Source organism: Pseudomonas sp. MAFF 730105, from assembly GCF_055380705.1.
In genome coordinates, this window is the sequence record NZ_AP018438.1 from 5025679 (window position 1) to 5038546 (window position 12868).

The window sequence follows — 12868 nt, forward strand, 5'->3', positions numbered from 1 at the left end:
AGCCTCCGTTGGGAACTGGATAACGGCAGGCGGGCACAGGAAAAGACGGCAACAAGCCTGGCATCGCCCACCGTGATGCCGTTGGATGAATCAGGCCGGTCTCCGGGCTCATGAGCGGCGTGATGCCGGGCTGCGCGCCTTCCCATGTCGAGACACAGTGGCTTGCTGGCAGCTTTGACTCATTTACCGTTGCGGGGGCAGCGCCGGGTTCTCACCGGTTTCCCTGTTTCACTCTGTCGACCCGGGTCACAGAGCACCTGAAACAAGTCGCGAAGGTTAGAGGGTTGGGGATGGAGCGTCAATTAAAGCCGCCACGAGCCCAGCACTGATCATGGGCCTGGATCAATAAAGTGACGCCAATCTTGTGTCACGCTGCGGCAAGTGATATCAAATAGGCATTACGACCCGATATCACAAAAACAAGAGGGCAAAAAACATGCAAGGCATGATCATCAGCAATCCAAGGCTGGAATTCCTGCGCCCGGTGCTGGAACGCTGGTTTGACTGTATCGATCGCTACAACGCCGTGCGCGGCGATAACGACACGCCTTACTGGTTCGATGAAAAAGCCAACCTCGGCCTGCTCTCGGCCGCCGCCTGGATGGCCGAGATGGTCACGCTGCAACACACCGCAACCCGCAAACAGAATGAAGAAGGCGAACGCAACGTCAGTGCCGACCTGTTCATCGCCGGTGCCGAGGATCGCGCATTCATCCAGGCCACCCAACGCTGGCCGAAGGTCAAGAGCCTCAACCTGACCCAGCCCCTGCTGGATGTCACCAGCGATGCCAAGCGCATCAGCTACGCCACGGACCTGAAGCTGGGCTGCCTGTTCGTCGCCCCGCAAAAAGCCCAGCAAAGCACTACGCCCGAAGAACTCCAGGACATGATCGAAGACCTGCAAAAGGAAAACACCTGCGCCGTGGCCTGGTACTTTCCTTACAACTATCGCAAGTTGCGCAACGAGGCCGGTCATTACCATCCGGGCATCGCCGTGCTGTTCAAGCAGGCCCACGGCTGACCGGTTGAACCATCGCCGGTATATGCTTCTCTATGAATAACCACATGCATTCATAGGGAAGCCAGCATGCTCAAGCCACCGCACCTCCTGATCGTCGCCCTCGCCGCAGGGCTTGTCGCTTGTGGCGAGTCTTCCACACTGCAAGTCTCCGACGGCACTGGCCCATCGCCAAAACTGCCCGAACCGAACAAGACCCTGGTCCCCACCGTCAACATCGCCGAAGCCGTCGGCTGGCCCCAGGGCGCCAAGCCAACCGCGGCCGAAGGCCTGCAAGTAGGGGCGTTCGCTGAGGGACTGGACCATCCGCGCTGGCTCTACGTGCTGCCCAATGGCGACGTGCTGGTGGCGGAAACCAACGCCCCGCCCAAGCCCGACGACGCCAAGGGCATCCGTGGCTGGGTGATGAAAAAAGTCATGGGCCGCGCCGGCGCCGGCGTCCCCAGCCCCAATCGCATTACGTTGTTGCGCGACGCCAACCATGATGGCATCGCCGAAACCCGCACGGTCTTCCTGGAAAACCTCAACTCGCCATTCGGCATGGCGTTGGTGGGCAATGACCTGTACGTGGCCGACACCGATCGACTGATCCGCTTCCCCTACAAGGAAGGCGACACACAAATCAAGGCTCAGCCGACCAAGGTCGTCGACTTGCCGGCCGGCACCATCAATCATCACTGGACCAAGAACGTGATCGCCAGCCGTGACGGCAGCAAGCTCTACGTCACCACCGGTTCGAACAGCAACGTCGCGGAAAATGGCATGGAAGCGGAGGAAGGCCGCGCGGCGATCTGGGAAGTGGACCGCGCCACCGGCAATCACCGCATTTTCGCTTCGGGCCTGCGCAACCCTAACGGCCTGGCCTGGGAGCCGCGCAGTGGTGCCTTGTGGACAGCGGTGAACGAGCGGGATGAGATCGGCAGCGACCTGGTGCCGGACTACATCACCTCGGTCAAGGACGGCGCCTTCTATGGGTGGCCCTACAGCTATTACGGACAGCATGTTGACGTGCGGGTCGAGCCACAGAACCCGGCGCTGGTGGCGAAGGCCATCGCCCCGGACTACGCGGTCGGCCCACACACGGCCTCATTGGGCCTGACTTTCGCCGAAGGCAGCGCCCTGCCTGCGCCCTTCACCGAAGGCGCGTTCATTGGCCAGCATGGTTCCTGGAACCGTAAGCCCCACAGCGGCTACAAAGTGATATTCGTACCGTTCAACGGCGGCAAACCGGCGGGAGAACCCGTGGATGTGCTGACCGGGTTCCTGAATGCAGATGAAAAAGCCCAGGGCCGGCCGGTGGGCGTGGTGATCGACAAGCAAGGCGGCTTGCTGGTGGCCGATGACGTGGGAAACAAGGTGTGGCGGGTGTCGGGTAAATAAGCTGCCAATGGCCTGCAGAGAACTTTGTGGCGAGGGGATTTATCCCCGCTGGGCTGCGCAGCAGCTCCAAAGCAGTCAACTCAATCTGCCTGATACACCGAATGGTCTGGTTTTAGGGCTGCTGCGCAGCCCAACGGGGATAAATCCCCTCGCCACAAATGTCATTCCAATCAGGAACTGCGCTTAAAGCTTGCGACACAAGGTCAAGCCATCCCCCAACGGCAACAGCGACAGATCCACCCGTCGGTCATCCTTCAAGGCGCGGTTCAGGGCCTGGATGGCGCGGGTGTCCTCGCTCTGGGGCTGGGCTTCCAGCACCCGTCCGCTCCACAGCGTGTTATCGAACATCACCAACCCACCTCTGCGCAGCAACCGTAGCGCACGCTCCAGGTAAGCCGGGTAGTTGGCCTTGTCGGCATCGATAAAGATCAGGTCGAACGTGCCGCCCTGCCCTTGGCGCTCAAGGTCGTCGAGGGTTTCCAGGGCCGGCGCCAGGCGCAGCTCGATCCGCTCGGCCAGCCCGGCTTCGCGCCAATAACGCAGCGCCACGGCGTTGTAGTCGCCGGGAATATCGCAACAGATCAACGAACCATCTTGCGGCAAGGCCGAGGCCAGGCACAACGCGCTGTAGCCCGTGAACGTACCGACTTCCAGCAAGCGTCGGGCGCCGGTGAGCTTCACCAGCAATGCCAGGAATTGACCCTGCTCGGGCGCTATCTGCCAGCGCGCCATGGGCAGCGCCTGGGTCTCGTCCCGCAAACGTCGCTGCAAGGGCGTCTCCCGCAGGGAAACGTCCAGCAGATACTGGTAAAGGGCATCATCGAGATTGAGGGTGCGAGCGGTCATGACAACCTCCGCGAATCAGGGATAACGCGCCAAGTGTTCCGGTTGCAGCACCCGCTTGGCGCTCAGATAGGCTTTCTGCCAATAGGCCTTGGACAAGCTGTCGAGCTTGACCGTGCCGCCGGTGGCCGGCGCATGAACGAAGCGCCCCTCACCGACGTAGATCCCCGCATGGCTGACCTGGGAGCCACCGTTGGTGGCGAAGAAAATCAGGTCACCACTCTGCAGCGCGTCCTTGCCGACATCCGGGGCGCGCATGCCGATCATCTCGCGGGTCGAACGTGGCAGGGAAATACCGGCGGCATCACGGTAGACGTAACCGATCAGACCACTGCAATCGAAACCCGAATCCGGCGTATTGCCGCCCCAGCGGTAGGGCGTCCCAACCAGGCCCAACGCCCGGAAGAGCACATCTTCGGCGGCCGGAGGCAGAGGTTGCGAGGGAGCAAAGACCACTGGAGCCCGAACAGGCGCGGGGGGTGGCGTACGGCTTGCGCACGCGCTGAGCAGTGCGGCAAGGCAGATAAGAGCGAGGCGGGCCGACGTCGACATATGCAGAACAATCCTGATCTGGATGCGGCTTTTCTGCCGTGGACATGAAAACAAATCCGCCTGCGGAGTACGCAGGCGGATTGCCATCAATCAATGATCAAGGATTCTAGCGGCTATGAGGCAAACTTCAAGTAAGACTTTAAGTTTGCCTTACAAACTGTGCGCTTACTTGCGAGCGGTGACCACGGTCGGAGCCATGGCGAGGGCGCGCTTGGCTTCGATGAAAGTCTTGTTCCAGTAGGTGTCACCCAGGCTGTCGATCCGCACACCACCGCTACGGCGGCTGCTGGAATGGATGAACTGGTTGTCGCCCAGGTAGATACCGGCGTGGCTGACGCGTCCGCGACGACCGCTGGTGCTGAAGAACAGCAGGTCACCGGGTTCCAGTTGATTACGTGCCACCAGGGGGCGTTCACGTTGATCATTTCCCGCGTGGAGCGTGGCAGGCTCATGCCGGCCTCTTCGCGGAACAGGTAGCCGATGAAACCGCTGCAATCGAAGCCGGCTTCAGAGGTGCCACCAAAACGGTAACGGGTGCCGATCAACGACATGCCGCGTTCCAGGATGCTGTCGGCCAGCACCGGAAGCTGGTAAGGCTTGTTGCCGGCGAAGGCTGCCAGCTCTTTGTCGTTGGCCATTTCTTCCTGGAAGGAGACGGAGGAAGACTGGGCGGTAACGGTGTTCTGAACCTGTGGTTGTTGTACTTGCTGGGACACTGGGGAGTGGGCAGCGCAACCGAACAACAGGGTAACGAGTGCGAGAGGCACGAGGGGTGCGAAGCGATTTAGCATGGGCACGACCGTGGCTGAAGTAGTAAAGATGGCGAGACTATGCCTTCTATCGACTTCATTTGCAAATTCAATCGATGCAAATGTGACTTCTCGGTTTTACGTTTACATCTAAGCGCTTAAGCCCATTTTGAAAGTCATGTGGCCTGCCGCCCAGCAGGACCGCGGGTTTCGCCGTGTCCGGACAAGGCCAGGAGCCACTACTGGCAACGGTTCTACCAGCCCAAGGTTTCTTTCAAAAAAGGAATAGTCAGCTTGCGCTGGGCCTGAAGGGAAGCCTGGTCGAGGCGTTCGAGCAATTCGAACAGCGCACTCATGCTGCGGGTGCCACGGGTGAGGATGAAATGCCCGACTTCGTCGGTCAGATGCAGGCCACGGCGGGAAGCACGCAGCTGCAAGGCACGGAGCTTGTCTTCATCGGACAGCGGACGCATCTGGAAAATCAGCGCCAGGGTGAGACGGGACTTGAGATCCGCCAGTTTCACCGGCAGCTCCCGTGGCGACGTCGAGGCAGCGATCAGCAAGCGCCGACCGCTGTCCCGCAGCCGGTTGAACAGATGGAACAGCGCCTCTTCCCAATCAGCCTTGCCGGCAACGGCCTGGAGATCGTCCAGGCAGACCAGTTCGTACTGTTCAAGGTTGTCGAGGATTTCCACGCCGCGATCCAGCAACTCGGCCAGCGGCAGGTATACCGCCGGCTCGCCCAACTGCTCGAACCGCAGGCAAGCGGCCTGCAACAGGTGCGTGCGCCCTACCCCGTCCTTGCCCCACAGATAGATCAGACTCTCGGTCCAGCCAGCGTCGGCTTCGCAAAGCCGCTCGACATAGCCGAGTGCAGCGGCATTGGCGCCTGGGTAGTAGTTGATAAAGGTGGCGTCATCACGCAGACGCACACCTAGGGGCAGCTGAATCGGTTTCATGCTGGCTGGACAGCTCCAAAGGAACCGTGAGTGGCCTCTGTGTAAAGTTGGCAAAGTCTATACCCGTGGCGCGGGCCGCACAATGCGCCGGACCACGAGCAAAATCAAAGGTTTGCAGCGACAACGCCAGGGAGCGACGGTTTTCCTGACATTCACCCTACAGCTCGGGGTCTTCGGCGCCGCTGTAGATGTCCGAATCCTTGTACAAATCATGCATGTGCCGCACCAGCACCATGATGACGGCTGCCACCGGCAGCGCCAGCAGGATCCCGGTGAAGCCGAACAACTCGCCGCCCGCCAGGATCGCGAAGATCACCGCCACTGGATGCAAGCCAATGCGATCCCCCACCAGCAACGGCGTCAGCAACATGCCTTCCAGAGCCTGGCCCACCATGAACACCGCCACGATGCCCACCATGGGGTAGAGATCGCCGCCAAACTGGAACAACCCGGCGATCAATGCCGCGCCAATGCCGATCACGAACCCCATGTACGGAACGATGGCGGCCAACCCGGCGATCATGCCGATCAGGAGCCCCAGCTCCAGACCCACCAGCATCAACCCCGCCGCATAGATGAAGCCCAGCGCCACCATCACCAGCAACTGCCCACGCACAAAGGCGCCCAGCACTTCGTGGCATTCACCGGCCAGGGTCATGATGCGCTCTTCGCGATGACGGGGCAGCAGGCTGCGGACCTTGGCCATCATCAAGTCCCAATCCCGCAACAGGTAGAAGCTCACGACCGGAATCAGCACCAGGTTGGCCAGCCAACCGATCAGCGCCAGGCCCGAGGCGGTGGCCTGGCTCAGCACGACGCCAACAATGTCGGTGGTCTGGCCCATGTGAGCGCTGATGGCCTCCTTGACCTTGTCGAACTTCCAGAAACCATCCGCCAACCCCAGTTTCGACTGCACCCACGGCACCGCCGTGTGCTGCAACCAGTCGAGCATCTGTGGCGCCAGTTCGTACAGACGCACCAATTGCTTGGCGAGCATCGGTATCAAGACCAGCAACAGGGCGCTGACAATCAAGGTGAACAGCGTAAATACCGCCACTACGCCCCAGGTTCTCGACAGGCCGAGCTTTTCCAGGCGATCCACCACCGGGTCAAACAGATAAGCCAGCAGCAACGCAACCAGGAACGGCGTCAGAATCGGATGCAGCAGATAGATAAACGCGAACAGCAGGGCAATCCCGCCCAACCAGAACCAACGCCGCGTATCGCCCATGAACCACTCCCAGCTATATAAAGAAAGAAAATCTACCAGCGGAACCGCAGACTGGCCGTCGGCGCGGGCGCCGGTGCTGCTGCCGGAACCGTTCCATCTGTAGCCGGCGGAACCGCAGGCGTCGGGGCAACCGCTTCACCGGCGGGAATTTCCTGCAGCTTCGCCAGGGCCAGTTGCGCCTTCAGTTGCTCCGCGCTGCCGTTGACCCGATAGACGATCCGGTCACCTTCGACCCGCTGCACCTGCCCACCGAACGGTTCGAGCAAACGCCCAAGGGCGGCATAACGCTCAAGATTCATGCCCTGCACTTCCAACGACTGCTCGGTGGCCACACCCGGCTTGGCCACGAAGCGCGGCGCCAGGCGCTGACTCACCGCCAGCATCACCGCATCGGCCAGCGCAGCCTGATCGGCGCCCTGGACAGTGCCTTGCTCGCGTTGGTCGCCCAGCCACAGGCGCCAGGTCCCGTGCCACTGACCGCCCTCTTCCTTGGCATGGACCGCCAGCAGGGCATCCGCCGCGTATCGCTCCGAGGCATCGTGCAACGGCGCCGGATCGCTGCCTTCCAGGTTCGGTGCGGTGGCAACGATCTGCTCGCTCAAGTCCGCCAGCGGCAAGTGCAGCGCCAGGCCCCGGTGCTGGGCGGCACGGCGCAACGGCGTGGCGCTGGCCTGACCATCGCCCACCAGGCTGGAGCCTTCAGCCGAGTCGTTGAGCCACCAGCCCAGGATCGATGGTCGGTTCACGCCCCACAGCGACAGCCCTGCCGAGCGCAAGGCCCGGTCGGTGCTCGCCGGATCGAAGTCGACCTTGAGGCTTTCCGGAGGACCAGCGTCGTAGCCATATTGAAGAATGATCTGCTGCGGGTCCTTGCGGATCGCCGCCAGCCCCGGGTTCTGGGCGGCCTTGGCGTCACCGGTCAGGCGCAGCACCAGCGTATCCAGGGCGCGCAACGTCGCCTGGTCACGCTCTTCCGGCGTCTGGCTGCTCACCGGTTCGAGCACTTGATAGAGGCCGTTGAGGGTTTCGGCATGGCTCGCCAGACTGATCAGCGACAAGCAGCCCACGGACAAGAATTTGAACAAACGCATGGAATATTCCCGGACATAAACGACTGGAACAAGCCGTGTGAAGAAACGGAGCATGGCTGTGACCACAGCACCTGGCAAAACATTCACACACCCGATGGAAGTTTCGCACCGCGTAACCATAGCCGGTTACCGCTACACCTTATACAGGCGCACCGCGCAGCACCAACAGAAGAAATATCGGTTTTTTTCCTCGGATATGTCCCTGCCCGTCGGCGCGAGGATGGCCGCTGCCCCACAAGCCTGATAAAATCGCGCGCCTTCGCAGACCGGCAATGGCTGGGCACCCGGAATAATTCGTACAACGGTTATTCAAAGGCCCCGGCGATCGGTCGTTACCCAGAAATCCCCCCTAAAGGCCTGGATCATGAGCAAGCAACCCTCCCTGAGCTACAAGGACGCCGGTGTAGACATCGACGCCGGTGAAGCATTGGTCGAACGCATCAAGAGCGTCGCCAAGCGCACTGCGCGCCCGGAAGTCATGGGCGGCCTGGGCGGTTTCGGCGCCCTCTGCGAGATCCCGGCCGGCTACAAACAACCGGTGCTGGTCTCGGGCACCGACGGTGTGGGCACCAAGCTGCGCCTGGCGCTGAACCTGAACAAACACGACAGCATCGGCATCGACCTGGTGGCCATGTGCGTGAACGACCTGGTGGTCTGCGGTGCCGAGCCGTTGTTCTTCCTCGACTACTACGCCACCGGCAAGCTGAACGTCGACACCGCCGCCCAGGTCGTGACTGGCATCGGTGCCGGCTGTGAACTGTCCGGCTGCTCCCTGGTCGGCGGCGAAACCGCTGAAATGCCAGGCATGTACGAGGGCGAAGACTACGACCTGGCCGGCTTCTGCGTCGGCGTCGTGGAAAAAGCCGAGATCATCGACGGCTCGAAAGTCGCCACCGGCGATGCCCTGCTCGCCCTGCCGTCTTCCGGCCCGCACTCCAACGGCTACTCGCTGATCCGCAAGATCATCGAAGTGTCCGGCGCCGACATCGAAAACATCCAGCTCGACGGCAAGCCACTGACCGACCTGCTGATGGCCCCGACCCGCATCTACGTCAAGCCGCTGCTCAAGCTGATCAAGGACACCGGCGCCGTCAAGGCCATGGCCCACATCACCGGCGGCGGCCTGCTGGACAACATCCCGCGCGTCCTGCCAAAAGGCGCCCAGGCGGTGGTCGACGTGGCAAGCTGGACCCGCCCGGCGGTGTTCGACTGGCTGCAAGAGAAAGGCAACGTCGACGAAACCGAAATGCACCGCGTGCTGAACTGCGGCGTGGGCATGGTGATCTGCGTGGCTCAGGAGCACGTCGAGACCGCCTTGAACGTGCTGCGTGAAGCGGGCGAACAGCCTTGGGTCATCGGCCAGATCGCAACCGCGGCCGAAGGCGCTGCCCAGGTCGAGCTGAAAAACCTCAAGGCTCACTGATGCAGGAAAACATGCCTGCAACCTGTGACGTCGTGGTGCTACTGTCCGGCACCGGCAGTAACTTGCAGGCGCTGATCGACAGCACACGGACCGGCGACAGCCCGGTCCGTATTCGCGCGGTGATTTCCAACCGCGCCGATGCCTACGGCCTGCAACGTGCCAAGGACGCGGGTATCGACACCCGTGTCCTGGATCACAAGGCGTTCGACGGCCGCGAGGCCTTCGACGCCGCACTGATCGAACAGATCGACGCCTTCACTCCCCACCTGGTGGTCCTGGCTGGCTTCATGCGCATCCTCAGCGCTGGCTTCGTGCGCCACTATCAGGGCCGCCTGTTCAATATCCACCCATCGCTGCTGCCCAAATACAAAGGGTTACACACTCACCAGCGCGTGCTGGAGGCCGGAGAGACCGAGCACGGCTGCTCGGTGCACTTTGTCACCGAGGAACTCGATGGCGGACCACTGGTCGTACAGGCAGTAATACCGGTAGAGTTGCACGACACGCCGCAAAGCCTGGCAGAACGGGTTCACGCCCGGGAACACCAGATCTACCCGATGGCCGTGCGTTGGTTTGCCGAAGGACGGCTGACCCTCGACGATCGTGGTGCCTCACTGGACGGCCAGTTGCTCGCCGCCAGCGGCCATTTGATTCGACACTAGGAGATTTTATGCGTCGCGCCCTGCTCTTCGCCTGTGCTCTGCTTGCCTTGCCCCTGGCACAGGCTTCAGACCTTCAACCGTTCTCCGCCAGCTACACCGCCGACTGGAAGCAGCTGCCGATGAGCGGCACCGCCGAGCGCAGCCTGACCAAGGAGGCCAATGGCACCTGGAAGCTGAGCTTCAAGGCGTCCATGATGATCGCCAGCCTGACGGAAGAAAGCACACTGACCCTGGACAAGGACACGCTGCTGCCGCAGTCCTATCACTTCGAACGCGGTGGCCTGGGCAAGGCCAAGAAGGCCGACCTGGACTTCGACTGGAGCACGAAGATGGTCACCGGCACCGATCGCGGTGATGCGGTGAAGCTGCCGCTGAACCGTGGCATGGTCGATAAATCCACTTATCAGTTGGCCCTGCAGCACGACGTCGCGGCCGGCAAGAAGAGCATGAGCTACCAGGTCGTCGATGACGGCGAAGTCGATACCTACGACTTCCGCGTGCTGGGCTCGGAAAAGGTCGACACCAAGGCCGGCCAGATCGACGCGATCAAGGTCGAGCGCGTACGCGATCCGACACAGAGCAAACGCACCACCGTACTCTGGTTCGCCAAGGACTGGGACTACCTGCTGGTCCGCCTGCAACAGGTCGAGACTGACGGCAAGGAGTACAACATCATGCTCCTGGACGGCACGGTCAACGGCAAGCCTGTGAAAGGCAGCTGATCGACGCGAACACCAGGAAGCCCCGCCGATGCGGGGCTTTTTTTTGCCTGGATTTCGACTCTGTGGGAGCTTTGTGGGAGCAAGGCTTGCCCGCGATGCAGGCGCCTCGGTTTCTGCCGACCGCGTCATCGTTTATCGCGAGCAAGCTTTGCTCCCACGGGGTCTGCATCACTCAAGCGTGGTTTCTGCCACATGAAACCTTTTTCATGAACCACCCGCCTGCGACCAAACGCCGCGCCCTGCCCGGCCTGCGGGATTATTGCGCTTTTCATGAAAACTTCTTAATCGGCCAGGGCATTTACTTAGCAGGCTATCCAAATCTATAACAAAGTCCTGCACACGCCTTGCTGCAGATGACAGAGATTGGAGTTTGCAAGATGACTGTGAAAGTAAATGAACGCGATGATGCCCATATGTCCCACGAAGCCATTGCCGCCGGCATTCAGATCTGGGATGTGCGCCAACAGGATCTGCTGGTGGGGATGTTCCACTCCGAGACGGAGGCCTACCGCTACAAGGCCGAGTTGGAGCGCGAGGAAAGTCAGCGTGCCCATGAGGCAACAGAATCCCAAGAACAACTCTGACCCTGTAGGAGCCCCTCTGTGGGAGCCGAGCTTGCTCGCGATGGCGGTATGTCAGTCGATACGTTTGCTGACTGATACGCCGCCATCGCGAGCAAGCTCGGCTCCCACAGGATTTTGGGTTTAGCTCAACTGCAGTGCGCCAGGCTTACCACATCAAATCATCAGGGATCTGATACGCCGCGTACGGATCGTCGGCATCCACTTCTTCGGTCTGGGTGTTGAGCTGGACGATGCGCTTGGGGTCGCGCTCCTGGATCTTCAGGGCGGCCTCGCGCGGGATCACTTCATAGCCGCCGGCATGGTGGACGATCGCCAGCGAGCCGCTGCTCAGCTTGTTACGCATCAGGGCGTTCACCGAGATGCGCTTGACCTTCTTGTCGTCGACGAAGTTGTAGTAATCCTCGGTGGTCAGCTTCGGCAGGCGCGAGACTTCGATCAATTGCTTGATCTGCGCGGCACGGGCCTTCTGCTCGGCCTTTTCCTGTTGCTGACGGTTGAGCTCCTGGTCGCGCCGGGCCTTCTCGGCCATGGCTTCCTGGGCGGCGCGCTGCTGGGAATCATCCAGCTCGATCTGGCCTTTGTGGGCCAGGCGCTGCTGCTTCTGCTTGTCTTTGCCGACCTGCTTGACCTGCTTTTGGTTGACCAGTCCTGCTTTGAGCAACTGGTCGCGAAGGGAAAGGCTCATGATGCTTACTCACTTAGGCAACGGCCTCAGCCGCAGCTGGGCAAATTCTTTTCCTGACGTTTGGCTTCGCCCCACAAGGCGTCCAACTCTTCGAGGGTGCAATCTTCCATGGGACGGTGGGTGTCGCGCAATGCCTGTTCGATAAAACGGAAGCGTCGCTCGAACTTGGCGTTGGCTCCGCGCAGCGCGCCTTCCGGATCGACCTTGAGGTGCCGAGCCAGGTTGACGACCGAAAACAGCAGATCACCGATCTCGTCGGCCACCGCCGCCTGATCGTTTTCCGACATGGCTTCGAGCACTTCGTCCAGCTCTTCCCGGACCTTGTCGAGCACCGGCAAGGCGTCCGGCCAGTCGAAACCGACCTGCCCGGCACGCTTTTGCAATTTGGCCGAACGGGACAGTGCCGGCAATGCGCCAGGTACATCGTCGAGCAGCGAGAGCTGCTGCGGCGCGGCGGACTTCTCGGCACGTTCCTCGGCCTTGATTTCCTCCCAGCGCTGCTTGACCTGTTCTTCGCTCAGGCGCGGCACATCCAGCGGCGCATAGAGGTCGCCGGTGGGAAATACGTGGGGATGGCGACGGATCAGCTTGCGGGTGATGCTGTCGACCACACCGGCAAACTCGAAGCGGTTTTCTTCCCGGGCCAGTTGGCTGTAATACACCACCTGGAACAGCAGGTCGCCCAGCTCACCCTGCACATGATCGAAGTCACCCCGTTCGATCGCATCGGCCACTTCGTAGGCTTCTTCCAGGGTATGGGGGACGATCGTCTCCCAGGTCTGCTTGATGTCCCACGGGCAACCGTACTGCGGATCCCGCAGGCGGTTCATCAGATGGAGCAGGTCTTCAAGGCTATACATAAATCCATCTCGTCACACAAAACCCTGTGGGAGCGAGCCTGTGGGAGCAAAGCTCGCTCGCGATGGCGGTCTGGCCAACAACAGAATGCTGACTGAAACCCCGTTATCG

13 protein-coding genes, 1 pseudogene and 1 riboswitch are annotated in these 12868 nt (G+C 61.2%); of the genes and pseudogenes, 6 read left to right on the forward strand and 8 right to left on the reverse strand.

The features are described 5' to 3' along the window. Positions 1-76: 76 nt before the first annotated feature. A riboswitch (cobalamin riboswitch) is annotated at positions 77-276 on the reverse strand. A 160-nt stretch (positions 277-436) separates the two neighbouring features. Both PCOSP_RS21875 and PCOSP_RS21880 read left to right on the forward strand, forming a co-directional pair. Further along, positions 437-1021: a hypothetical protein gene (locus tag PCOSP_RS21875; protein ID WP_139647956.1), complete on the forward strand. Its 585-nt coding sequence runs from the start codon at positions 437-439 to the stop codon at positions 1019-1021. Between the two features lie 66 nt (positions 1022-1087). Then, positions 1088-2398, forward strand: a complete 1311-nt coding sequence (locus PCOSP_RS21880; protein ID WP_464709516.1) for a PQQ-dependent sugar dehydrogenase — start codon at positions 1088-1090, stop codon at positions 2396-2398. Between the two features lie 183 nt (positions 2399-2581). Here PCOSP_RS21880 and PCOSP_RS21885 read toward each other — a convergent pair whose 3' ends face one another. From PCOSP_RS21885 to PCOSP_RS21910, 6 genes and pseudogenes are all read right to left on the reverse strand, one after another. Further along, entirely contained in the window at positions 2582-3244 is a 663-nt protein-coding gene (locus tag PCOSP_RS21885; protein ID WP_139647952.1) for a class I SAM-dependent methyltransferase, read from the reverse strand. Positions 3245-3259: 15 nt separating this feature from the next. Continuing rightward, the gene (locus PCOSP_RS21890; RefSeq protein ID WP_139647950.1) at positions 3260-3793 is read right to left on the reverse strand and encodes a C40 family peptidase; all 534 of its coding nucleotides are present in this window, start codon (positions 3791-3793) and stop codon (positions 3260-3262) included. Between the two features lie 165 nt (positions 3794-3958). Continuing rightward, positions 3959-4584, reverse strand: a pseudogene (locus PCOSP_RS21895) (C40 family peptidase). Between the two features lie 212 nt (positions 4585-4796). After that, the gene (gene hda, locus PCOSP_RS21900) at positions 4797-5501 is read right to left on the reverse strand and encodes a DnaA regulatory inactivator Hda (RefSeq protein ID WP_003178999.1); all 705 of its coding nucleotides are present in this window, start codon (positions 5499-5501) and stop codon (positions 4797-4799) included. A 157-nt stretch (positions 5502-5658) separates the two neighbouring features. Continuing rightward, entirely contained in the window at positions 5659-6732 is a 1074-nt protein-coding gene (locus tag PCOSP_RS21905; RefSeq protein WP_139647948.1) for an AI-2E family transporter, read from the reverse strand. A 32-nt stretch (positions 6733-6764) separates the two neighbouring features. After that, positions 6765-7823, reverse strand: a complete 1059-nt coding sequence (locus PCOSP_RS21910; protein ID WP_175363126.1) for a DUF2066 domain-containing protein — start codon at positions 7821-7823, stop codon at positions 6765-6767. Positions 7824-8187: 364 nt separating this feature from the next. Here PCOSP_RS21910 and purM point away from each other — a divergent pair, with 364 nt between their 5' ends. The 4 genes from purM (at position 8188) to PCOSP_RS21930 (ending at position 11214) form a co-directional block, all read left to right on the forward strand. After that, a complete protein-coding gene (purM, locus tag PCOSP_RS21915; RefSeq protein WP_047700498.1) occupies positions 8188-9246 on the forward strand; it encodes a phosphoribosylformylglycinamidine cyclo-ligase in 1059 nt (352 codons plus the stop codon). An 11-nt stretch (positions 9247-9257) separates the two neighbouring features. Beyond that, positions 9258-9908, forward strand: a complete 651-nt coding sequence (purN, locus tag PCOSP_RS21920; protein ID WP_139647945.1) for a phosphoribosylglycinamide formyltransferase — start codon at positions 9258-9260, stop codon at positions 9906-9908. A gap of 8 nt (positions 9909-9916) precedes the next feature. After that, on the forward strand, positions 9917-10630 hold the full coding sequence (locus PCOSP_RS21925; protein WP_041020213.1) for a DUF3108 domain-containing protein: 714 nt from the start codon (positions 9917-9919) through the stop codon (positions 10628-10630). Positions 10631-11007: 377 nt separating this feature from the next. After that, positions 11008-11214 carry a hypothetical protein gene (locus PCOSP_RS21930; protein ID WP_139647941.1) on the forward strand — a complete coding sequence of 69 codons (207 nt, stop codon included), beginning with the start codon at positions 11008-11010 and terminating at the stop codon, positions 11212-11214. A 145-nt stretch (positions 11215-11359) separates the two neighbouring features. On the opposite strand, the gene PCOSP_RS21935 is transcribed toward PCOSP_RS21930, so the two are convergent. Both PCOSP_RS21935 and mazG read right to left on the reverse strand, forming a co-directional pair. Continuing rightward, positions 11360-11899, reverse strand: coding sequence for a DUF2058 domain-containing protein (locus tag PCOSP_RS21935; protein WP_139647939.1), 540 nt, complete (start codon positions 11897-11899; stop codon positions 11360-11362). Positions 11900-11925: 26 nt separating this feature from the next. Then, a complete protein-coding gene (gene mazG, locus PCOSP_RS21940) occupies positions 11926-12759 on the reverse strand; it encodes a nucleoside triphosphate pyrophosphohydrolase (RefSeq protein ID WP_139647937.1) in 834 nt (277 codons plus the stop codon). Positions 12760-12868 lie beyond the last annotated feature (109 nt).